Below are 20,401 nucleotides of genomic sequence, written 5' to 3' on the forward strand. Positions count from 1 at the left end.
AGGCTACCTGCCTGTCAATGACCAGGCGTCTTCGGAGCCGTCGTCGTCGTCCTCATCACCGTAGTCCACCGCCTGCCGGCGGGCATCAAGATCGTCGGCAACCAGATCCGTGACCCCGCCGGGCGGGTAGTCCGACGGCTCGGGCGCCGGCGCTGCGGCCGGAGCCGCGGGTTCATCGCCGCGCATCGCCGCGAGCACGGGGGCGAGGTCATCGGGCTTCACCAGCACATCCCGAGCCTTGGAACCCTCCGAGGGGCCAACCACTCCCCGCGATTCCAGCAGGTCCATCAGGCGCCCTGCCTTGGCGAAGCCCACGCGGAGCTTGCGCTGAAGCATCGAGGTGGAGCCGAACTGAGTGGTGACCACCAGTTCAGTGGCCTGAAGCAGCACCTCGAGATCGTCTCCGATGTCATCGTCGATCTGCTTCTTCGGCGCTTCCACCGCAACGTCATCCCGGTAGACGGCCTTCAGCTGCTCCTTGACGTGTTCAACCACCCGGTGAATCTCGGATTCCGTCACCCAGGCACCCTGGACGCGCATGGGCTTCGAAGCACCCATGGGCAGGAAGAGCGCGTCTCCCTGTCCGATCAGCTTCTCGGCTCCCGGCTGGTCCAGCACCACCCGCGAGTCGGTGACCGAGGAGGTGGCGAAGGCCATCCGGGAGGGCACGTTGGCCTTGATCAGGCCCGTCACGACGTCCACTGACGGACGCTGTGTGGCCAGCACGAGGTGGATGCCCGCGGCCCTTGCCAGCTGGGTGATCCGGACGATCGAATCCTCGACATCGCGCGGAGCAACCATCATGAGGTCCGCGAGCTCGTCCACGATGACAAGCAGGTACGGGTACGGCCGCACCACGCGCTTGGAGTCCGGCGGCGGGACCACCTTGCCGTTGCGCACAGCCTTGTTGAAGTCGTCGATGTGCTTGTAGCCGTAGTTGGCGAGGTCGTCGTAGCGGGTATCCATTTCACGGACCACCCACTGGAGCGCTTCGGCCGCCTTCTTTGGGCTGGTGATGATCGGCGTGATCAGGTGCGGCACACCCTCGTAGGCGGTGAGCTCAACGCGCTTCGGATCAACCATGATCATCCGCACCTCATCGGGAGTGGACCGCATGAGGATGGAGGTGATCATCGAGTTGACGAAGGATGACTTGCCCGCGCCGGTGGCACCGGCCACGAGCAGGTGGGGCATCTTGGCAAGGTTTGCGACAACGAACCCGCCCTCGACGTCCTTGCCCACGCCCATGACCATGGGGTGGTCGGTCTTGCGTGCGTTGCCGGAGCGCAGTACGTCACCGAGCGACACTGTCTCGCGGTCGGTATTCGGGATCTCAATGCCGATCGCGGACTTACCCGGGATCGGTGAAAGGATCCGCACGTCCGAGCTGGCGACGGCGTAGGAGATGTTCTTGGAGAGGGCGGTGACCCGCTCGACCTTGGTGCCGGAGGCAAGCTCGATCTCGTACCGGGTGACCGTCGGACCCCGCGAGAAGCCGGTCACCTTGGCATCAACGTTGAACTGTTCCAGGGTGTGCGTGAGCGCCGCGACCACGGCGTCATTCGCCTCGGAACGCTCCTTGGGGGGCGTGCCGGCGGGAAGGTAGTCGGAAGGAGGCAGTGTGTAGGTGACGTCCCCAGCAAGGGACAGCTGCTCGGTCCGCTGGGGAATCGGCGTCGCAGGAGCCTGCGGCTGGACCGGATTGGAGGGTACGTGGACAGGAGCCCCTTCCGGCGCATTTGCCACCGGCAGCACAGCCATGGCTTCCGTGGCGGGTTCGCCCTCTCCGAGCCCCTGGTTTCGCTTGATTTTTTCGGTGGCGAGTTCCTGCTGGGTCGGCCGGCGGACGCCGGGCGGGACGGTCGGGGACGGGGGCGCCGGATCGCCGTCGTCGTCGAGAACGGCGCGTTCAAACGCCTCATCACCGACATAGCCGTCCAGGTCTTCATCCTGGCGGGGCTTCTTCTTCCCTCCGAACAGGCGCGACTTCTTCTTCGGCCTGGCAGATGCGCGCGCACGGTCGGAGAGATAGCTCTGATCGTGCTCGTCCTCGTCCGTGGCGTCGCCGTTAGGGTCCTGGCCCATCAGGTGCTCATAGAACTTGCGCAGCCGGGACGGAATGTGGCGGAACGGGGTGGCGGTGACAATGAGGATGCTGACAAAGATCAGGAAGGCCAGCACGACGCCGACCGGCCACGCGGAGAGGACGGCTGCAGCCGGGCCCGCAATCAGGTACCCCACTACGCCGCCTGCCTGCCACAGCGCGTCGAGACCCGCCGAGAGCTCAGGCTGCCCGCCCACCAGGTGGGCGATGCCGGAACCGGCGAAGGTCAGGACGGTCAGGCCGATCCCGATCCGGTTGTTGGCACGTGGATCCTCCGGGTAGCGGAACAGGCGGACTGCCCCGATCAGAAGGATGAAGGGCAGCAGGAGCGCCATCCAGCCCACCGATCCCCCGGCGACTGCATGGACGCCGTCAGCCACGGGGCCGGTCAGCGCCCACCACTCGACGGTGGCTACGGCCGCCGCGCACAGGAAAAGGAAAAACCCTGTGCCGTCCCTGCGGAGACTCTTTTCCGGCTGGACGTCATGCCCGAACTTGCGGACGGCCCCGGCCACCAGGTGGGCGATCCCCATCCAGAAGCCGCGGATGGCGCGCAGCGGCAGGGGAAGTTTGTCTTCCACAGCGGGCAGTTGCTCGGTCTTGCTCGCGCCGCGCGCGGTTGAACCGCGCCCGGCGGTGGTGGTGCTGCGGGTGCGCGACTGTCCGGAACTCCGCGGCTGGGAGGCGCGCGCTTGCGAGGTTCGCGGCTGTTGACCCCGCGAAGAGGGAGGGGTGGTACGAGTCGCCATGCCTGCTACGCTACCGGACGGTACCCCCCGATCCGGGGATTAGCACGCCCGTCAGGCTTCCAGGACCACCGGGATGATCATGGGACGACGCCGGTAGCGGCGGTTGACCCAGGTCCCTACCACGCGCCGGACCACCTGCTGCAGCTGATGGTTTGTGTGATCCTTGTTGCTCATGACGGCTTCGGCCAGGGCGGTGCTGATTTTCGGTTTGATGTCGTCGAAGATCGAATCGTCCTCGGCGAAACCGCGGGCGTGAATATCCGGCCCCGAAACGATCGTGCCCGTGCTGCGGTTCACCACGGTGATGATGGAGATGAAGCCCTCCTCGCCGAGGATGCGGCGGTCCTTCAGATCGGCATCGGTGATCTCACCGATGCTGGAGCCGTCCACGTACACATACCCGCACTCCACCGCCCCGACAATTCTCGCGACGCCGTCCGACAGGTCAACCACGGAACCGTCGTCCGTCTGCAGGACGTTCTCGCTGGGAATCCCGGTCTGGATGGCAAGCTTGCCGTTGGCGATGAGGTGCCGTGTCTCCCCGTGGACGGGCATGACGTTCCGGGGCCTGAGGATGTTGTAGCAGTAGAGCAATTCACCGGCAGCCGCATGACCGGAAACATGCACCCGGGCGTTGCCCTTGTGGATGACGTCAGCGCCCAGTTTGAGGAGTCCGTTGATAACCCGGAAGACGGCGTTCTCGTTTCCCGGAATCAGGGAAGACGCAAGGATGACGGTGTCTCCCTTGCCCACCGTGATCGGGTGATCGCCATTCGCCATCCGGGACAGCGCAGCCATCGGCTCGCCCTGTGATCCGGTGGACATCAGCACTACCCGGTCATCCGGCAGGTTGTCCACGTTCTTGACGTCCACCAGGATTCCGTCCGGCACCCGCAGGTATCCCAGTTTCGCCGCTATGGACATGTTGCGCACCATGGAGCGCCCGGCGAAGCAGACAAATCGCCCGTGCGCCTCGGCAGCGTCGAGAACCTGCTGGACGCGATGGATATGGGAGGAGAAGGACGCAACGATCACCCGTTTCCTCACCTGACCGAAAAGCCGGTCCAGTTCGGGACCGATCTCGCGTTCGGCCGTGGTGAAGCCGGGGACGTCGGCATTGGTGGAATCGACCATGAACAGGTCGACTCCCTCTTCCCCCAGCCGGGAAAAGGCGCGCAGGTCGGTGATTCTGCCGTCGAGCGGCAACTGGTCCATCTTGAAGTCGCCCGTGTGGAGGACGGTTCCGGCCGCTGTCCGGATGAACACGGCAAGCGCATCGGGAATGGAGTGGTTGACGGCCACGAACTCGCACTCGAAGGGGCCGAACTGCTCGATCTGGCCTTCGGCTACCGTCAGGGTAAACGGCCGGATCCGGTGTTCCTGGAGTTTCGCCTCGATCAGCGCAAGGGTCAGCTGCGAGCCGATCAGCGGTATGTCATTCTTCAGCCGCAGCAGGTACGGGACTGCTCCGATATGGTCTTCATGCCCGTGGGTGAGCACCAGTCCCACCACGTCATCCAGCCGGTCCTCGATGTAGGAGAAATCAGGCAGGATCAGGTCGACACCGGGCTGCGTCTCCTCGGGAAACAGAACTCCGCAGTCCACGATCAGCAGCTTGCCGCCGATCTCGAAAACGGCCATATTGCGGCCGATTTCACCGAGGCCGCCGAGCGGAACAATCCTGAGCGTTCCTTCGGCGAGCGGCGGCGGCGGAATGAGTGCGGTCCCTGCGAGTTCTGTCATGCGTTGGCCCTTCGAAAACTAGCGGGTTGTGCCAGCGGAAAAGTCCCAGCCCGCTTCGGCGAGGTCGGTCAGCACCGGTTCCATTTCGACGGCGGTGGGTTCGACAAGCGGCAGCCGCACCACCGAGTTGGACAGTATGCCCTGCATCCGCAGGATCTGCTTTGCTGACACGGCGCCCGGAATGTGCGTCATGACGGCACGCACAACGGGATCAAGTTCAAAGTGGATCTTCCGCGCCGTGGCAAAGTCCCCTCCCGCCGCCGCATCGACGAGGGCGCGGAACTGTGCCGTGGCCACATGCGCGCTGACGCTGACCACTCCGACGGCTCCGGCTGCCATCCACGGCAGCGTCAGCCCGTCGTCGCCCGCGTAGACGTCCAGCGCTGTGTTGGCGAGCACCCTGGTGATGGCGGCGTAGTCCGCCTTTGCATCCTTGAGCGCGAGGATCTTCGGATTGTCGGCCAGGCGGATCATGGTCTCCGTGCTGATCGGGATGCCTGCCCGGCCGGGAATGTCATAGATCATGATGGGCAGGTCCGAGGCTTCGGCTACCGCATCAAAGTGCGCGAGAACACCTGCCTGCGTGGGCTTGTTGTAGTAGGGGGTCACCACGAGCTGTGCGTCGGCGCCCGCCTGCTGGGCGCGCCGGGCCATCTCCACGGAGTGCGATGTGTGGTTGGTGCCGGTCCCGGCAATCACCTTTGCCCGTCCGCCGACTGCCTCCTTGACCACGCGGAAGAGGTCTTCCTTTTCCTGGTCCTCGAGGGTGGAGGTTTCACCGGTGGTTCCGGAAATCACGAGGCCGTCGCAGCCGTCCTCCACCAGGCGGACCGCAAGCGATGCGGCAGCGTCAAGATCCACTGCACCGTCAGGAGTGAAGGGGGTCACCATGGCGGTGACGAGGGTGCCGAAGGGAAGCAAGCGAATGTGGGAGTCAGCCATGGGTCAAACTTACCCGCTGCGGCGGGCGTGAGAACATTCCATCATGGCCATCACACAAACCGCCGGCCGGCTCAGCGGTATCGACGCGGCCAGGGGCATCGCCCTTTTCGGGATGATGTCGACCCATGTTTTTCCGCTCTATGTGGACGGCACCGCTGAGGCCTCATGGATAGGATCCGTCTTCTCGGGACGGTCATCCGCGTTGTTTGCGCTGGTTGCGGGAATCGGCCTGGCCCTGTTGAGCGGCGGGGCCAGGATGCACGACACCGCGGGCCTCTCCCGTGACAGGCGCGGAATAGCTGCCCGCGCCGTCGTCATTGCAATGGTCGGCCTGATGCTCGGTGGCCTTGAAACGAACATCGCGGTGATCCTCTTCCATTACGGAATCCTGTTCCTGATGGCGCTGCCGTTTCTCGGGATGCCAGTCCGGCGGCTCGCCTGGTGGGCTGCCGGGTGGACCCTGCTCTCTCCGGTGGCTGCCTTCCTCCTGCGGCCCTGGCTGGAATCCGCCGTCAGTCCCGCGGATCTCGGCGGGAATCCTGCCCTGGAGCACTTCGCGCAGCCACTCACCCTGCTCACCGACATCCTCGTGACCGGCTACTACCCCGCTCTGCAGTGGCTGAGCTACCTGCTTCTGGGCATCCTCGTCGGCCGCCTGAACCTGCGCTCGACGGCGGTGCAGGCCGGCGTGCTTCTGGCCGGCGTCGGTGCCGCGGGACTGGCGAAGTTCGTCAGCGCGTTCCTGCTGGGACCGCTCGGCGGCCTGGCGGTCCTGCTGGGCACAGAACAGGGCCGGCGCTATGACCTCGAGGCAATGCTCCAGGTCAGCCTCACGGGAATCGACCAGACCGGCACCTGGTGGTGGCTGGCAGTCAGCGCGCCGCACTCCGGGACACCGCCGGATCTGGTGCATACCGCGGGGACCGCGGCCGCCGTCGTCGGGCTGTGCCTGCTTGTGGGCAGCCGGCTGCCGTGGCTGCTGCTTCCGCTCTCCGCGCCCGGTGCGATGACGCTGACTCTTTACTCATTGCACATCTGGATCATGAGCGTGGTCGATCAGCAGGCGGTCCCGCCGGAACCGGCGCCGGTCTACTGGGCGCAGGCCGTTGTCTTTGTTGCGGTCGCACTGCTGCTGCGGAAACTGCACGCCCGCGGTCCGCTGGAATATGTGGCGGCCGGGGCGAGCGACGTGGCACGGGCCGAAGGTTCCGTCCGGAAGGGCTAGTCAGACCCGTTAGCCGCGAAACAGTTTTGCGGCGTGCCGCATGGAGCGGCGTGCGCGGGTGCGGTCTCCGGCTGCGTCATAGGCACAGGACAGCCGGAACCAGGAACGCCAGTCCTCGGGGCGCGCTTCCACGTCCGCCTGGTAGGCCGGGAACTGCGCATCTGCGGCCTCCCGGACAAGCCGGCCGGCGGGTGTCCGCGGCAGGTCATCGACGGGCAGCCCGCCCTCGTCATGCAGGACGGAGGCCATCCGTTCGGTCTGGGCACCGAAGAACAGTTCGCGGACCAGCGCCCAGGCTCCGATCAGCGGTAGCAGAAGGTATGCCGCACCGAGCGCCTTGGCCACCGGCTCCGGGTCGGTCAGCAGGATCACACTGCGCTGCAGGGCGACAACGAGCCAGAAGACCAGCAGGACAGTGACAAAGGCCACGCCGATCTTGACGCGATGTTTCCTCAGGAACTGCACCGTGTCCGTCACGCCTGCAGGTCCAGGTAACCGTCGAGGCCGACGGTGAGTCCGGGGTGCCCTGCCACCTCACGGACACCGAGCAGCACGCCGGGCATGAAGGACTCCCGGTGGAACGAGTCGTGGCGGATGGTCAGCTGCTCCCCGGCCCCGCCGAACAGGACTTCCTGGTGCGCCACGAGGCCGCGCAGCCGGACAGAGTGGACGCGCACCCCGTCGATGTCGCAGCCCCTGGCGCCGTCGCGTGCGGTACGGGTGGCATCAGGGCTGGCGGGCACACCGGCGTCCCTGCGTGCCTCGGCGATGAGCGCCGCTGTCCGCTCGGCGGTGCCGGACGGTGCATCCACCTTGTCCGGGTGATGCAGTTCGATGAGCTCGACCGACTCGAAGTACCTGGCCGCGCGCGCCGCGAACGCTGTAGCCAGGACAGAGCCGAGCGCGAAGTTCGGCGCGATCAGGACGCCCACGCCCGGGTGCTGGTCCAGCAGGTTCCCGAGCCTGCCAAGCCGTTCGGCGTCCCAGCCGGTGGTTCCGACCACCGCGTGGATGCCGTGCTCGACGGCGAAGGCCACGTTCTGCTCGGTGCTGTCCGGAACCGTGAGGTCGACAACCACCTGAGCTCCGGAGGCGACGAGGTCCTGAAGGGAGTCCGCCCTGCCCAGCGCAGCAACAAGCTGCAGGTCCTCGGCGGCCTCGATGGCGCGAACGGCCTCGGAACCCATCCGGCCGGACGCGCCGAGGACGGCAACGGGAATAGCGTGTGTCATGATTTCAAGCCTACCGGCCGAGGGACCCGCGCCGAGCGCCAGCGAGGGGTGGGAGGCCGGTAGGCGCATGATGTCAGCCGTCGACGCCGACCCACTCCACGGTGCCGTCAGCGAAGAACTGCTCTTTCCAGATCGGTGCGCGCGCCTTGACCGTGTCGACAAGTTCTGAGCAGGCCGCAAACGCTTCGCCCCGGTGTCCGGACGCGACCGCCGCAACCAGGGCTGGATCCCCGATCTCCAGCGGGCCGGTGCGGTGGGCAACCCAGATGCGGACGCCGTCGTACTTCTCCGCGATCTCCGTAGCGATCTCCGCGATGATGCTGCTGGCCGAGGGGTGCGCGCTGTAGCCCAGGCGGTCGACCTGCCGGCCGCCGTCGTGGTTGCGCACCACTCCGCCGAAGCCCACCACGGCGCCGCAGTCGGCGTTGCCGACGACGTCAAGGGCATGGGACAGGTCAAGGGGCTCGTCGGAGATTCCGGCGTGCAGGACGGTGCTAGTGCTCATGGCTTCCCTCAAGTTGCGCGCAGATGTGGTCGAGGATGGGGTCCAGGACGGCAAGGCCGTCCTCGACCGCTCCCGGTGAACCCGGAAGGTTGATGATAAATGTCCGGCCGGAGACGCCGGCATGACCCCGGCTCAGGGCTGCCATGGGTGTCTTCTCGGCGCCTGCCCTGCGCAGCGCTTCCATGATGCCCGGCAGGGAGCGGGTGAGAAAGGGTTCGGTGAGGTCGGGTGTGACATCATCCTCGCTGAGCCCGGTGCCGCCGCTCGTGATGAGGACCGCCGGCTTTCCCTTCAGGCACTGCTCGAGCGCGTCCTGCACCGCCGGTCCGTCCGGGACCACCTCGGCGCGCTGCACGGCGTAGCCCTTTCCGACCAGCCAGCGTTGGATGAGCGGCGCGCACTCGTCCTGGTAGACGCCCGCCGCTGCCCGGGTTGAGGCGATGATCAGGGCCGCCGTCCGTGGCGTTGTCACGCTACCCAGTCTCCGCTCTTGCCGCCGGATTTCTCCAGCACCCTGATGTCTGTGACGACGGCGTGCTTGTCCACGGCCTTGATCATGTCGTACAGCGTGAGGGCTGCGACGGAGGCGGCGGTCAGGGCCTCCATCTCGACGCCGGTCACCGCTGTGGTCTTCACTGTCGCCGTCACCGTGACCGCGTCACCGGAGGCGACAAAATCGACCGTCACCTTGCTCAACGGCAGCGGATGGCAGAGCGGAATCAGCGAGGAGGTCTGCTTCGCCGCCATGATTCCCGCAACACGTGCAACGGCCAGAGCGTCACCCTTGGGGAGATCACCCTCGGCAATGAGTGCAAGCACGTCGGGCCTGGTCCGCAGCACGCTCTGGGCGGTCGCGGACCGGGCGGTGACCGCTTTCTCCGACACATCCACCATGTGGGCGGAGCCGTCGTCGCGGACGTGGGTGAGTTTGGCCGTGGAATCGGTCATGTGAGCGCCTCTCGGTTGGGGTTGCTGGGATGGAGGGGCTGGACTCCCCCGCGCAGTTCGCTGAGCAGCCAGACGGCTACCGGTGTTCCCGCTTCGACAGCACCGGTACCGACCGGCAGGTGGACGAGCGCGTTGGACCCGGCAAGGGCATGCAGCAGGTGGGAACCTGGTCCGCCGAGCAGCTCGACGTCCCCCGTTCCCTCTCCCTGCCCGGCCCGGTCCGTGTAAAGGCCACGGCGGACCTGATGCTTGTTCTCGGGCGACTGGACATCCTCGGTGAGCCGCGCCGGCAGGCAGACGCGATTGCCGGGGATCCCCGTGACCGTACCCAGTGCCGGGCGGAGGAACATCTCGAAGGACACCAGTGCGCTGACGGGGTTGCCGGGAAATCCGAGGAACGGCACGCCGTTGATGGTGCCGATAGCCTGCGGTCCGCCGGGCTGCATCGCTACGGACAGGAATTCCACGCTGCTGTCCGCCAGTGCCTGCTTCACCACCTCATAGGCGCCCTGGCTGATCCCGCCGGTACTGAGGATGAGGTTCACGGCGCCATCCAGCCCCTGGAGGGCGGCGCGCAGTTCCTCCGGGTTGTCGGCCACCACGCTGTGCCGCTGCACCTCGGCGCCCGCCTCCTCCAGAGCCGTGGTCAGCAGCGTTGTGTTCGCATCGAAGATGCGTCCCGGGGCCAGGGTGCTGCCGGGTTCCTGGACTTCATCTCCCGTGCTGAGCAGCAGCACCCGGAAACGCGGACGCACCGGTACCGTTGCCAGCCCGCAGGCTGCCAGCAGGCCGAGCTGTGCCGGACCGAGCAGCGTGCCCGCCTCCAGCGCGATGCTTCCCGCCGCCACGTCGCTGCCCGCGGAACGGATGAAGAGGCCTTCCTCGACCACCGGAAGCTCCACGGTGAGCTGCGTCCCGTCGCGGTACTGTGCGGCGGTGGGAAACTGCGAGGGCACCGCCCTCTCAATGGGCACGACGGCGGCGGCCCCCTCCGGGATCATCGCTCCGGTCATGATCGGGGCGGCGTGGCCCGGCTCGAGGGCCGCGGGCGCAGCCCCCGCCGGCACGGGCCGCGCAATGGCGAGCCGCAGGGGTTCAGCACCTCCGAGGTCATCGCGGTGGACCGCATAGCCGTCCATCTGGGAGTTGTCGAACGGCGGCAGGCTGACCGGAGCCATCAGGTCTTCGGCAAGCACACGCCCCCGGGCGGCTGCCAGCGGCAGCGTTTCGGCCGGCCGGTCTGCGAACGCGCTGCTGTACCGCAGCAGGCCGAGCACGGCCTGCTGGTGTTCCTCGACTGTTCGTGTCATTGTGCCCCGTTGTATCAACCCGCGCCGACAGTGTGTTCTGCGGCATCGAATGCTGCAGTTACCAAGACTAGCCGCGCTGACCGCCGGAACCACCCGCCCGCCGGGCCCGGATAGAGGCACCGGCGCAAAGGGCGTAACCTCGGACTATGGCAATCCGACTTGGCAGCCCTTACTTCCGCACGGGCGCGGACGCACAGCAGAGCGGACTGCTCGATTCCTACGGCCGCCGCGCTACCGACATGCGGCTTTCGCTCACGGACAAATGCAACCTCCGCTGTACCTATTGCATGCCGGCGGAAGGCCTCCAGTGGCTGCAGAAGGACCAGGTGCTCTCCCGCGAGGAGATCGTGCGCCTCGTCGGTATCGGAGTGGACCTGTTGGGCATCCGCGAGCTGCGGCTGACGGGCGGCGAGCCGCTCGTCCGGGCAGACCTGGTGGACATCATCGCCGATATCCGCGCACGGCACCCGGAGCTTCCGGTCTCGCTGACCACCAACGGGCTGGGCCTGGACAAGAAGGCACAGCGGCTCAAGGACGCCGGCCTGACCCGCATCAATGTGTCCATGGACTCGCTCCATCCCGACACCTTCGCCCAGCTGACCCGCCGTCCGTTCCTGGACCGGGTTCTCCGCGGTATTGAAGCGGCAGCCGCCGTCGGGCTCGGGCTGGTGAAAATCAACGCTGTGCTGATGCGCGGCATCAATGACCATGAGGCGCCGGACCTGCTCGAATGGGCGGTGAGCCGTGGGTTTGAGCTGCGATTCATTGAACAGATGCCGCTGGACGCTGACCATGGGTGGACCCGTGACGGCATGATCACCGCGGCCGAAATCCGCGACCGGCTGAGCGAACGCTTCCTGCTCACCCCTGATCCGCGCAACCGCGATGGTGCCCCGGCTGAGCGGTGGGAGGTGCGCAGGCCGGAAGCGCCCGACGTCGTTCTCGGCACGGTGGGCATCATCGCCTCGGTGACCGAGCCCTTCTGCTCCGACTGCCGGCGGACCCGCGTCACCGCGGAAGGCAAGATCATGAGCTGCCTTTTCTCACGGGAGGAAACCGATTTGAGGGACCTGCTCCGCTCCGGAGCCGACGACGACGCCATTGCCCAGCGCTGGCAGGAAGCGATGTGGGCCAAGCCCAAGGCGCACGGCATGGGCCATACGGGCCTGGGAGCACCGGATTTTGTGCAGCCGGACCGTTCCATGAGCGCGATCGGCGGCTGAGGTGCTGGTTCGATACTTCGGCGCGGCCCAGGCGGCCGCGGGCGTCGCCGAGGAACGCCTGGACCTGGACAGCGCACCCCTGGAGGAGGTTCTGCAGGAGATCCGCAGCCTCCACCCGGACGGCGACCCCTCCATGGCCCGGGTGCTGGACCGCAGCAGTTTTCTGCTCAACGAGGTTGCCCTGCGTAGCCGGACCGAGCCGATCCGGCGCGGGGACGTGCTGGATGTCCTGCCGCCGTTCGCCGGAGGCTAGGGCGGCAGGACACCTGCGCGGGCCTACAGACCCAGCTCAGCCTCACTGTCAAACGGCCCGACGACGGTAATTGTCCGCGGCGCGTCCGCCAGCTGCCGCGCCAGGTCCTGTACCTGTTCAGCGGTCACTGCCCGGACCCGCTCAAGGGTCAGGTCCAGCCCGAGAAATTCACCGCTGACCAGCTCTGCGCGTCCGAGCCTGCTCATCCGCGATCCGCTGTCCTCCAGGGACAGCACCATGCCGCCGGACAATTGGCCGACCGCGCGCCGCAGTTCCTCGTCGCTTACCGGCTCGGAGGCCAGCCGCTCCAGTTCCGAGCGCAGCAGGCCGATGACCTGCCCGGTCTTCGCCGGACTGCACCCTGCATACATGGCGAAGTAGCCGGCGTCGGCGTACGACGCCGAGAAGGAGTAGGTCGAATAGGCCAGTCCACGCTTCTCCCGGATTTCCTGGAAGAGGCGGGAGGACATGCCGCCGCCCAGCACGGCGTTAAGTACGCTCATCACAAACCGCCGGTCATCGGTGGCAGTCAGGGCAGGGCAGCCGACCAGCACGTTGGCCTGCTCGACGGCGCGCCGGATGATGTGCACTCCCCCGGTCCCGTTCAGAACGGCCGGCTGCGGAGCACGCCGGGCCACCGGCGAGGCTTCCTCCGCCAGGTGCCAGCCTGCGCGCTCGAGCGCCTGCACCACCAGGGAGCATACGACGTCGTGGTCGAGACCGCCGGCGGCCGTGACCACGAGTTCTTCCGGGCGGTAGTACCGGCGATAGTGCTCCAGGACCGACTCCCGGGAGATCGCCTTGATTGCCTCCGGCGTCCCGCCGATCGGGCGGCCGAGCGGATGGGACCGGAGGACTTCCTCCACGAACTTCTCGTGGGCAACGTCGGAGGGATCATCGCTGTCCATGGCGATTTCTTCCAGGATGACGTGCCGTTCCTGCTCCAGTTCCTCCGGATCAATCACGGCGGAGGTGACCATGTCCGCAATGACGTCGATCGCCATGGGCAGGTCCGAGTCCAGAACCCGGGCGTAATAGCAGGTGTTCTCCTTCGCCGTCGCTGCGTTGGACTCTCCGCCGACCTCGTCAAAGGCCGCCGCGATATCGAGCGCGCTCCGACGCTGTGTTCCCTTGAAGAGCAGGTGCTCGAGGAAGTGCGTGGACCCGTGCTCGCCGTCCGCCTCGTCCCGTGATCCCACGCCCACCCAGAACCCGATGGTTGCCGAACGCTGTCCCGGCATCGCCTCGGTAAGCACGCGCACGCCTCCGGGCAGAACCGAGCGGCGCACCACTGCCCCGCCGGGTGATCCGGCCACGAGCATGGATCCGCCGCTGGTTGCATCGGGCGTCAGCGGCAGCGTCACGGGGGCACTGTGTCCTGTGTCAGTCATTTATTCTCCTTCAACGCCAGCGGCTCCGCGGCGAAATTCAGTTCGCCGCGGAGCCGCCGGTTTATTCGTTGCGCGTGGTGGCGCTAGTTGTCATCGCCCTCAGCGGACTCCGGGGTGTCGGCGTCTGCAGCATCAGCTGCAGCGTCGGCGTCCTCGGCGACCACGGGAGACAGCGAGAGCTTTCCGCGGTCGTCGATCTTGGTGATTTCGACCTGGACCTTCTGACCCACGGAGACGACGTCGTCGACGTTGTCCACCCGCTTGCCGCCGGCCAGCTTGCGCAGCTCCGAGATGTGGAGCAGGCCGTCCTTGCCGGGGGTCAGCGAGACGAAGGCGCCGAAGGTGGTGGTCTTGACGACCGTGCCGACGTAGCGCTCACCGATCTCGGGAACCTGCGGGTTGGCGATGGCGTTCACCGCGGCGCGGGCGGCCTCAGCCGACGAGCCGTCAGTGGCGCCGATCAGCACGGTGCCGTCATCTTCGATGGAGATGTCGGCGCCGGTGTCCTCCTGGATCTGGTTGATCATCTTGCCCTTGGGGCCGATGACCTCGCCGATCTTGTCCACGGGGATCTTGACCGAGATGATGCGCGGGGCGAACTCGGAGAGCTCATCCGGAGCGTCGATCGCTGCCTCGAGCACGCCGAGGATGTGCAGACGTGCTTCGCGGGCCTGCTTCAGGGCTGCGGCCAGTACCGAGGCAGGGATGCCGTCCAGCTTGGTGTCGAGCTGGATGGCGGTGACGAACTCCGCGGTGCCGGCAACCTTGAAGTCCATGTCACCGAAAGCGTCTTCCGCGCCGAGGATGTCGGTCAGCGCAGCGTAGCGGGTCTCACCGTCAACCTCATCGGATACGAGGCCCATCGCGATGCCCGCGACGGGCGCCTTCAGCGGCACACCGGCGTTCAGCAGTGACAGGGTGGAGGCGCAGACGGAACCCATTGAGGTGGAACCGTTCGAGCTGAGTGCCTCTGACACCTGGCGGATGGCGTAGGGGAACTCCTCGCGGCTGGGCAGCACCGGAACAAGGGCGCGCTCGGCCAGGGCGCCGTGACCGATTTCGCGGCGCTTCGGCGAACCGACACGGCCGGTTTCTCCGGTGGAGTACGGCGGGAAGTTGTAGTTGTGCATGTAGCGCTTGCGCGTGACCGGCGACAGCGAGTCGATCTGCTGTTCCATCTTGAGCATGTTCAGCGTGGTGACACCCATGATCTGGGTCTCACCGCGTTCGAAGATAGCCGAACCGTGGACGCGGGGAAGCACCTCGACCTCAGCGGTGAGCTTGCGGATGTCGCTGAGCCCACGGCCGTCGATGCGTACCTGGTCGCGGAGGATCCGCTGGCGGACAACCTTCTTGGTGAGTGAGTTGAACGCCCCGGAGATTTCCTTCTCGCGGCCCTCGAACTGGCCGGACAGGGATTCAATGACCTCGGTGCGGTAGCTGTTCGCTGCGTTCTCGCGTTCCTGCTTGTCTGCGATCGTGAAGATCTCGGACAGACGCGATCCCGCGGAGCTCTCGACAGCCGCGAAGACATCGTCCTCGTAGTCCTTGAACACGGGGAACTCGACGGTGGGCTTGGCTGCCCGGCCGGCGAGGTCGGACTGGGCTTCGCACAGTGCACGGATGAAGGGCTTTGCTGCCTCGAGACCGTCGGCGACAACCTCCTCGGTGGGTGCGGTGGCGCCGTCGTTCTTGATCAGGGACCAGGAGTTGTCGGTGGCTTCGGCCTCGACCATCATGATGGCGACGTCGTCACCGACCACGCGGCCGGCAACAACCATGTCGAAGACGGAGTTCTCCAGCTCGGTGTGCTTCGGGAACGCGATCCACTGGTCCTGGCCGCTTCCGTCGGAGACGAGGGCAACGCGGACGCCGCCGATCGGGCCGGAGAACGGCAGGCCGGACAGCTGGGTTGACATGGATGCGGCGTTGATCGCCACGACGTCGTAGCGGACGTCAGGGTTGATCGCCAGCACGGTGACCACAATCTGGACCTCGTTGCGCAGGCCCTTTACGAATGCGGGGCGCAGCGGACGGTCCATCAGGCGACAGGCGAGGATCGCCTCGGTGGAGGGGCGGCCTTCACGGCGGAAGAACGAGCCCGGGATGCGGCCGGCAGCGTACATGCGCTCTTCGACGTCGACCGTCAGCGGGAAGAAGTCAAAGCCCTCACGCGGGGACTTTCCGGCGGTGGTGGCGGAGAGGAGCGCGGTGTCCTCGTCGATGTAGACCATGGCAGCGCCTGCGGCCTGCTGGGCTACGCGCCCTGTTTCGAAGCGCACTGTGCGCTGGCCGAACCGGCCGTTGTCAATGACGGCTTCGGCGAACTGGATTTCGGGACCCTCCAAGAGAGTCACCTCCGTTTCTTTGGTGGCGGAGGCAGGCGGCGTTTTGCTGGTCAACGCCGTGAGGACGGGTTGTGGCACCCGGTCTTCGATCGAGGTCCACGGGAAAGACCATCACCTGATGGTGTCCCGGAGACCACTACCGAGGACCGCGAATGCCTGCGTGTCCGCCTGGCTCCTGGTTATGAAATTACTTCCTCCAACGGCGACTGCGTGGCCGTCAAAGATGGAAGGCGGTCCCTTCCCGAAGGAAGGCACCGCCTCACAGTCTATCTAGCGGCGCAGGCCGAGGCGCTCAATGAGCGTACGGTAGCGCGTGATGTCCGTGTCGCGCAGGTAGTCCAGCAGACGACGACGGCGTCCCACCAGCAGCAGCAGGCCACGACGCGTGTGGTGGTCGTGCTTGTGCTTCTTCAGGTGTTCGGTCAGGTCAAGAATACGGCGGGAAAGCATTGCAATCTGCACCTCAGGCGAACCGGTGTCGCCCTCGGAGGTTGCGTATTCCTTGATGATTTCCTGCTTCAGAGCGGCTTCAAGTGCCACAAATAACTCCTATGAGTTGTACCGTGAACAAAGTAGATGCCGGTTCCCCTCGCAGATCGAGCGGAGCTCCGGCGGCGGTCCAGCAACCACGGACTGCAGCAGGACCTCGGTCAACTTTACCCGTAGGTACGCTGTTCTGTCGAAAGCACGGTGCGGGTCTGCGCGACGTCCAGGCGCATCTGGTCGATGAGGGCTTCCGGCCCGCGGTAAGCCACCATTCCGCGCAACCGCCGCACGAACTCAACGATGACCGTCTGCCCGTACAGGTCAAAGACGTCGATTTCCTCCAGCGGCCGGTCGATCACGTGCGCTTCGACCTGCCTGCTGACTCCTTCGAACGTCGGGTTGGAACCGACCGAGATGGCGGCGGGCCAGCGAACCTGGCTGCTGTCGATGAGCCAGCCGGCGTAGATCCCGTCCGCGGGGATGAAGCCGGTTGATTCGGGTGCCAGGTTGGCGGTGGGGAATCCCAGTGCGCGTCCGCGGGCCGCGCCGTGGACCACCTCGCCGCGCATCCGGTGCGGCCGTCCCAGGATCCGCGCCGCGGTCGTGACGTCACCGGCCACGAGGGCCTCCCGCACCCAGGTAGAGGAACAGCGGCGCTCACCGGCCGCGGCCGTCTTGCCCTGCAGGTTGGAGCCGAAGTCGTCAATGACAATCACGTCGAAGCCAAGCTGATTGCCGAGCGCCTGCATGGTGGAGAGATCGCCCGAGTTGCCCCGCCCGAAACGTACATCGTGGCCGATGACCACCGCTTTGGCGCGCAGCCCGTCAACCAGCACGCTTCGGACGAACTCCTCCGGGGTCTGGGCTGCCAGGTCGAGGGTGTAGTGCATCATCAGGAGGCCGTCGATGCCGGTGTCGGCCAGGGTTTCCACCCTGTCCTGCAGGCCCATGATCAGTTCCGGCGCGCTTTCCGGCCGGTGGACCTGGGCGGGATGGGGCTCGAATGAGATGACGACGGCGGCGGCGTCCCGTTCCCTGGCCGCTTCGACGAGCTGCTGGAGCACGCTCTGGTGGCCGCGGTGCACACCGTCGAAGTTTCCGATGGTGACAACTGCCGGACCGAAGCCTTCCGGCACATCGGCCAGGTCTCTCCAGTAGTACACGCATCTCCTCGGCGGTTGGGCGGGCAGCGGACGCCCTTCGGTCGTTCATTCATTATGGCCGATGCTTGCCTCGGCTTCCGACGTCCGTGTCGGCAGGCACCGTCTTTTCCTCCACATCCGAACCGGATTGGGGCGGGTTGTGCACATAGCCGCCTACCGGCACCGCCTCCGTACGCGGCGCGGTCAGAGTGGGATTCTGCGGGCAGCGCCGGTTGCAGCGCCGCCCTGAAACCTGATCTGGAGGAAAGCTGTGCCATTTTCATTCCACCCTGCGCGATCCGCAGGAATCTCGCGGGCCGTCAGCATCTGGCTGCTCCTCGCTGCGCTGCTGTGGATTTCACCGGCCCCTGTGGCGTATTCCGCCCCGGTGGGAGGAGGCTGGACGCGCGCGGCCGGCATCCATGCCGCGGAGCACTTCGTGGGACAGTACACGAACTCCCGCGGTCAAGCCGCCTACTGTACTGATTTCGAGCGGATGTCGCCGGAGCAGTCGACGGGGTACGACGGCGGCCACACAGGCGCCTTCGTCCGCAGCGACGGCAGCGCGCTGACCGCTGCCGAGAATGCTGCGCTTTCCTACCTCCTGCACCGGTGGGGTGCCACGGCGGACAACGCCACTGCGGCGTCCGTGCAGCTGGCGGTCTGGGCACTGACCTCGCCCGGCATGGCCTGGGATTCAGCGGGAATGGATTCCATCCTCCGGACGGAGAATCTGCCGGCGGACATCGTCGCGAAGGCCCGCTCCATGACTGAGACAGCCTTCAACGGCGCCGGACCCTACACGGTGGACATCAGCCTGGAAGCGCCGGCCAGTGACGGGACCGTCACCGCCGTCGTCGGCGTCCTGGCCGCTAACGGACAGCCTGCCGCCGGGCTGGCCGCCGCGGCAGCACTCAGCGGGCCGTTTGCGCTGGCAGAGGGCTCAGCCGCCACCTGGACAAGCGCTGGAGACCGGCACCGGCTGAGCCTGCAGAGGACCGGACTTGGGAGCGGTTCCCTGAAGGTCACCGTGCCCCGAACTCCCGCCGCCGGTGTGACGTGGCTGCTTCCGGAAAGCAGCAATGTCCAGCGGCTGCTGGTTACCGCCGTCGTTGAGCCGCGCAGCGCAGCCGCGTCCATCGCCGACCTGCCCGCTTTCCAGCCGGCTGTCACCACGAGGACCTCGGCCGCCCGCACCGATGCCGGCACGGCGGTGCATGATGTCCTCTCGGTCAGCATCGCTCCCCCGGCCGACGGCGGATCGGCGGCGTCGGCGCCCTGGCTGTCAGTGCCCGGAACCGGGGCGCCGGTATCTATCGAGGTGGTGTCCACGCTCTGGGGACCGCTTGATGCGAAACCGGTGCTTCAGGATGCAGTACCCGAGGGTACGCCGAGCGTCGGCAGTGTCTCCACCAGGGTGGACGGACCCGGCACCTACAGCACTGAGGGGCTCGTCGTTCCGGAACCGGGGTGGTACGTCTGGACTGAATCCATCGCCGCCGCAAGCGCCCTTCCGGCTGAGGCAGCGGACTACGTGCTCGACTGGCAGGGGAAGTTCGGCATTGTGGAGGAGACCACGTTTGTCCCGTGGGCACCCGGGATCCGGACAGAAGCGCTGGTGGGTGAGCAGGTCACTGACGCTGTGACCGGAACCGGGTTCGGGCCATCCGCTGCTCCCGTCGGAGGGACGGTCACGCTGTCGATGTACGGTCCGCTGGCGGCACCTCCCTCGCTGCAGGAATCGGTCCCCGCCGATGCTCCGCTGCACTCCGAGGTCACGGTGGCGGCCGCAAATGGAACGCTGTCCAGTGAACCGTTTGCCGCCTTCACCCTTCCAGGCTGTTACACCGTCGTAGCGACCTACCCGGGCGACGAGCTGTCCGACCCTTATGCTTCGGCGTTCGGGGAACCGTCGGAAACCGTGTGTGTCGAGGCGGCATCCTCGGCGGAATCCGACTCGGCAGCGGCCGCCGTGCCGGTACCGCCGGCTGCTCCCGTGGCGAGTGCCCCGGTGGCAGGCGCCCCGGTGTCACATGCGCCTGCGGCACGGGCGGAGTTGGCGCAGACGGGTGCCCGTCCGGAGGTTGCGGCGGGAGCGGCCCTGGTACTGCTGGGCACCGGACTTGCCTGCCTTCGACGGCGGGTTTAGGACCGGGCGTCGTATTCGCGGCGCAGCGCGGTCGTCTTGGCGATGTACCCGTGCCACACGAGCAGCGCGGCGGGGAACGCCAGTTCCACCACCATAAGGATGATCAGGAGGTAGTGAGGGGTGCCGGAGAAAGCCCAGGAGAGAACCCTGCCGATCCCGCCGATGAAGACCATCAGGCAGACCAGCCACAGCATGTTTGCCCACTGGAACTTCACGGCGATGGTCACAAAAGCGGCGCCCACACCGATCATCATCGCGGCGAAGAACCGGAACTGGTTCTCGAGGGTCGGATTGACGGGACCGTCTCCGGTCTCGGGCAGTCCGGCCGTCCCGGTGATCAGGTAGTACCCACCGAACCCGGCGATGACGAGTCCAACCAGCACCACAACGGTCCGGAATACGCTCCAGTCGCTCCCGGATTTTTTCGCCTTGGCGGGTTTCGTCGAGTCCTTTTTGGTGGTCTTGCCTGCGGGCTGGGTGGAAGGAGACCGCCCGGAAGCGCCCGCCGGGCCGGAAGTTCCCGGCGTGCCCGGCCCTGGGGTCGGAGAAGAACTGCGACGATCCGGCTGCGTGTTGTCGGGGGTGTTGCTGCTCATGGTGTTCCCTCTGTGGTCGATGATCCGCCAGGGGCCGGGCCCCTGCAGATTCATC

At 66.6% G+C, this 20,401-nt stretch carries 18 protein-coding genes; 4 read left to right on the forward strand and 14 right to left on the reverse strand.

Annotated elements, in window-relative coordinates:
• Positions 1-3: 3 nt before the first annotated feature.
• Genes BLS52_RS06465 through dapA form a run of 3 tightly spaced genes read right to left on the reverse strand, consistent with a single transcriptional unit; the run spans position 4 to position 5,538 of the window.
• Complete coding sequence (locus BLS52_RS06465; RefSeq protein WP_090585289.1) at positions 4-2,853, reverse strand: FtsK/SpoIIIE family DNA translocase; 2,850 nt, start codon at positions 2,851-2,853, stop codon at positions 4-6.
• A gap of 51 nt (positions 2,854-2,904) precedes the next feature.
• Positions 2,905-4,596 (reverse strand): ribonuclease J, encoded by a 1,692-nt coding sequence (locus BLS52_RS06470; RefSeq protein ID WP_026545472.1) that lies wholly within the window; start codon positions 4,594-4,596, stop codon positions 2,905-2,907.
• A gap of 18 nt (positions 4,597-4,614) precedes the next feature.
• Complete coding sequence (gene dapA / locus BLS52_RS06475; protein ID WP_090585291.1) at positions 4,615-5,538, reverse strand: 4-hydroxy-tetrahydrodipicolinate synthase; 924 nt, start codon at positions 5,536-5,538, stop codon at positions 4,615-4,617.
• Between the two features lie 43 nt (positions 5,539-5,581).
• Between dapA and BLS52_RS06480 the strand changes: the two genes are divergently transcribed.
• Positions 5,582-6,763 carry a heparan-alpha-glucosaminide N-acetyltransferase domain-containing protein gene (locus BLS52_RS06480; RefSeq protein ID WP_090585293.1) on the forward strand — a complete coding sequence of 394 codons (1,182 nt, stop codon included), beginning with the start codon at positions 5,582-5,584 and terminating at the stop codon, positions 6,761-6,763.
• A gap of 9 nt (positions 6,764-6,772) precedes the next feature.
• Here BLS52_RS06480 and BLS52_RS06485 read toward each other — a convergent pair whose 3' ends face one another.
• The 6 genes from BLS52_RS06485 to BLS52_RS06510 all read right to left on the reverse strand — a co-directional run bounded on the left by BLS52_RS06485 (position 6,773) and on the right by BLS52_RS06510 (position 10,758).
• Positions 6,773-7,240, reverse strand: a complete 468-nt coding sequence (locus BLS52_RS06485) for a hypothetical protein (protein WP_090585295.1) — start codon at positions 7,238-7,240, stop codon at positions 6,773-6,775.
• Positions 7,237-7,995 carry a 4-hydroxy-tetrahydrodipicolinate reductase gene (gene dapB, locus BLS52_RS06490; RefSeq protein ID WP_090585508.1) on the reverse strand — a complete coding sequence of 253 codons (759 nt, stop codon included), beginning with the start codon at positions 7,993-7,995 and terminating at the stop codon, positions 7,237-7,239. The genes BLS52_RS06485 and dapB overlap by 4 nt, the downstream gene beginning before the upstream one ends.
• A 73-nt stretch (positions 7,996-8,068) precedes the next feature.
• The gene (locus tag BLS52_RS06495; protein WP_090585297.1) at positions 8,069-8,500 is read right to left on the reverse strand and encodes a molybdenum cofactor biosynthesis protein MoaE; all 432 of its coding nucleotides are present in this window, start codon (positions 8,498-8,500) and stop codon (positions 8,069-8,071) included.
• On the reverse strand, positions 8,490-8,972 hold the full coding sequence (locus BLS52_RS06500) for a MogA/MoaB family molybdenum cofactor biosynthesis protein (protein WP_090585299.1): 483 nt from the start codon (positions 8,970-8,972) through the stop codon (positions 8,490-8,492). Before BLS52_RS06500 ends, BLS52_RS06495 begins: the two co-directional genes overlap by 11 nt.
• Positions 8,969-9,448 (reverse strand): cyclic pyranopterin monophosphate synthase MoaC, encoded by a 480-nt coding sequence (gene moaC / locus BLS52_RS06505; RefSeq protein WP_090585301.1) that lies wholly within the window; start codon positions 9,446-9,448, stop codon positions 8,969-8,971. The genes BLS52_RS06500 and moaC overlap by 4 nt, the downstream gene beginning before the upstream one ends.
• Positions 9,445-10,758 carry a molybdopterin molybdotransferase MoeA gene (locus BLS52_RS06510; RefSeq protein ID WP_090585303.1) on the reverse strand — a complete coding sequence of 438 codons (1,314 nt, stop codon included), beginning with the start codon at positions 10,756-10,758 and terminating at the stop codon, positions 9,445-9,447. The genes moaC and BLS52_RS06510 overlap by 4 nt, the downstream gene beginning before the upstream one ends.
• Before the next feature lie 146 nt (positions 10,759-10,904).
• Here BLS52_RS06510 and moaA point away from each other — a divergent pair, with 146 nt between their 5' ends.
• Entirely contained in the window at positions 10,905-11,981 is a 1,077-nt protein-coding gene (gene moaA, locus BLS52_RS06515) for a GTP 3',8-cyclase MoaA (protein ID WP_090585305.1), read from the forward strand.
• Position 11,982: 1 nt separating this feature from the next.
• Positions 11,983-12,234, forward strand: a complete 252-nt coding sequence (locus BLS52_RS06520; protein ID WP_090585307.1) for a MoaD/ThiS family protein — start codon at positions 11,983-11,985, stop codon at positions 12,232-12,234.
• 23 nt (positions 12,235-12,257) lie between these two features.
• Here the strand turns inward: BLS52_RS06520 and BLS52_RS06525 are convergent, their stop codons facing one another.
• From BLS52_RS06525 to BLS52_RS06540, 4 genes are all read right to left on the reverse strand, one after another.
• Complete coding sequence (locus tag BLS52_RS06525; RefSeq protein WP_090585510.1) at positions 12,258-13,556, reverse strand: M16 family metallopeptidase; 1,299 nt, start codon at positions 13,554-13,556, stop codon at positions 12,258-12,260.
• A 152-nt stretch (positions 13,557-13,708) separates the two neighbouring features.
• Complete coding sequence (locus BLS52_RS06530; protein ID WP_090585512.1) at positions 13,709-15,973, reverse strand: polyribonucleotide nucleotidyltransferase; 2,265 nt, start codon at positions 15,971-15,973, stop codon at positions 13,709-13,711.
• Positions 15,974-16,243: 270 nt separating this feature from the next.
• Positions 16,244-16,513, reverse strand: a complete 270-nt coding sequence (gene rpsO, locus BLS52_RS06535) for a 30S ribosomal protein S15 (protein WP_026545461.1) — start codon at positions 16,511-16,513, stop codon at positions 16,244-16,246.
• Positions 16,514-16,629: 116 nt separating this feature from the next.
• Positions 16,630-17,622 (reverse strand): bifunctional riboflavin kinase/FAD synthetase, encoded by a 993-nt coding sequence (locus BLS52_RS06540; protein WP_090585309.1) that lies wholly within the window; start codon positions 17,620-17,622, stop codon positions 16,630-16,632.
• Positions 17,623-17,872: 250 nt separating this feature from the next.
• On the opposite strand from BLS52_RS06540, the gene BLS52_RS06545 reads away from it, so the two are divergent.
• On the forward strand, positions 17,873-19,750 hold the full coding sequence (locus tag BLS52_RS06545) for a hypothetical protein (RefSeq protein ID WP_090585310.1): 1,878 nt from the start codon (positions 17,873-17,875) through the stop codon (positions 19,748-19,750).
• Here the strand turns inward: BLS52_RS06545 and BLS52_RS06550 are convergent.
• Complete coding sequence (locus tag BLS52_RS06550) at positions 19,747-20,346, reverse strand: DUF4345 domain-containing protein (protein WP_175460102.1); 600 nt, start codon at positions 20,344-20,346, stop codon at positions 19,747-19,749. The two genes, BLS52_RS06545 and BLS52_RS06550, sit on opposite strands and share 4 nt — an antisense overlap.
• Positions 20,347-20,401: the final 55 nt, after the last annotated feature.

Source organism: Arthrobacter subterraneus, from assembly GCF_900099735.1.
Classification (GTDB): domain Bacteria; phylum Actinomycetota; class Actinomycetes; order Actinomycetales; family Micrococcaceae; genus Arthrobacter_D; species Arthrobacter_D subterraneus.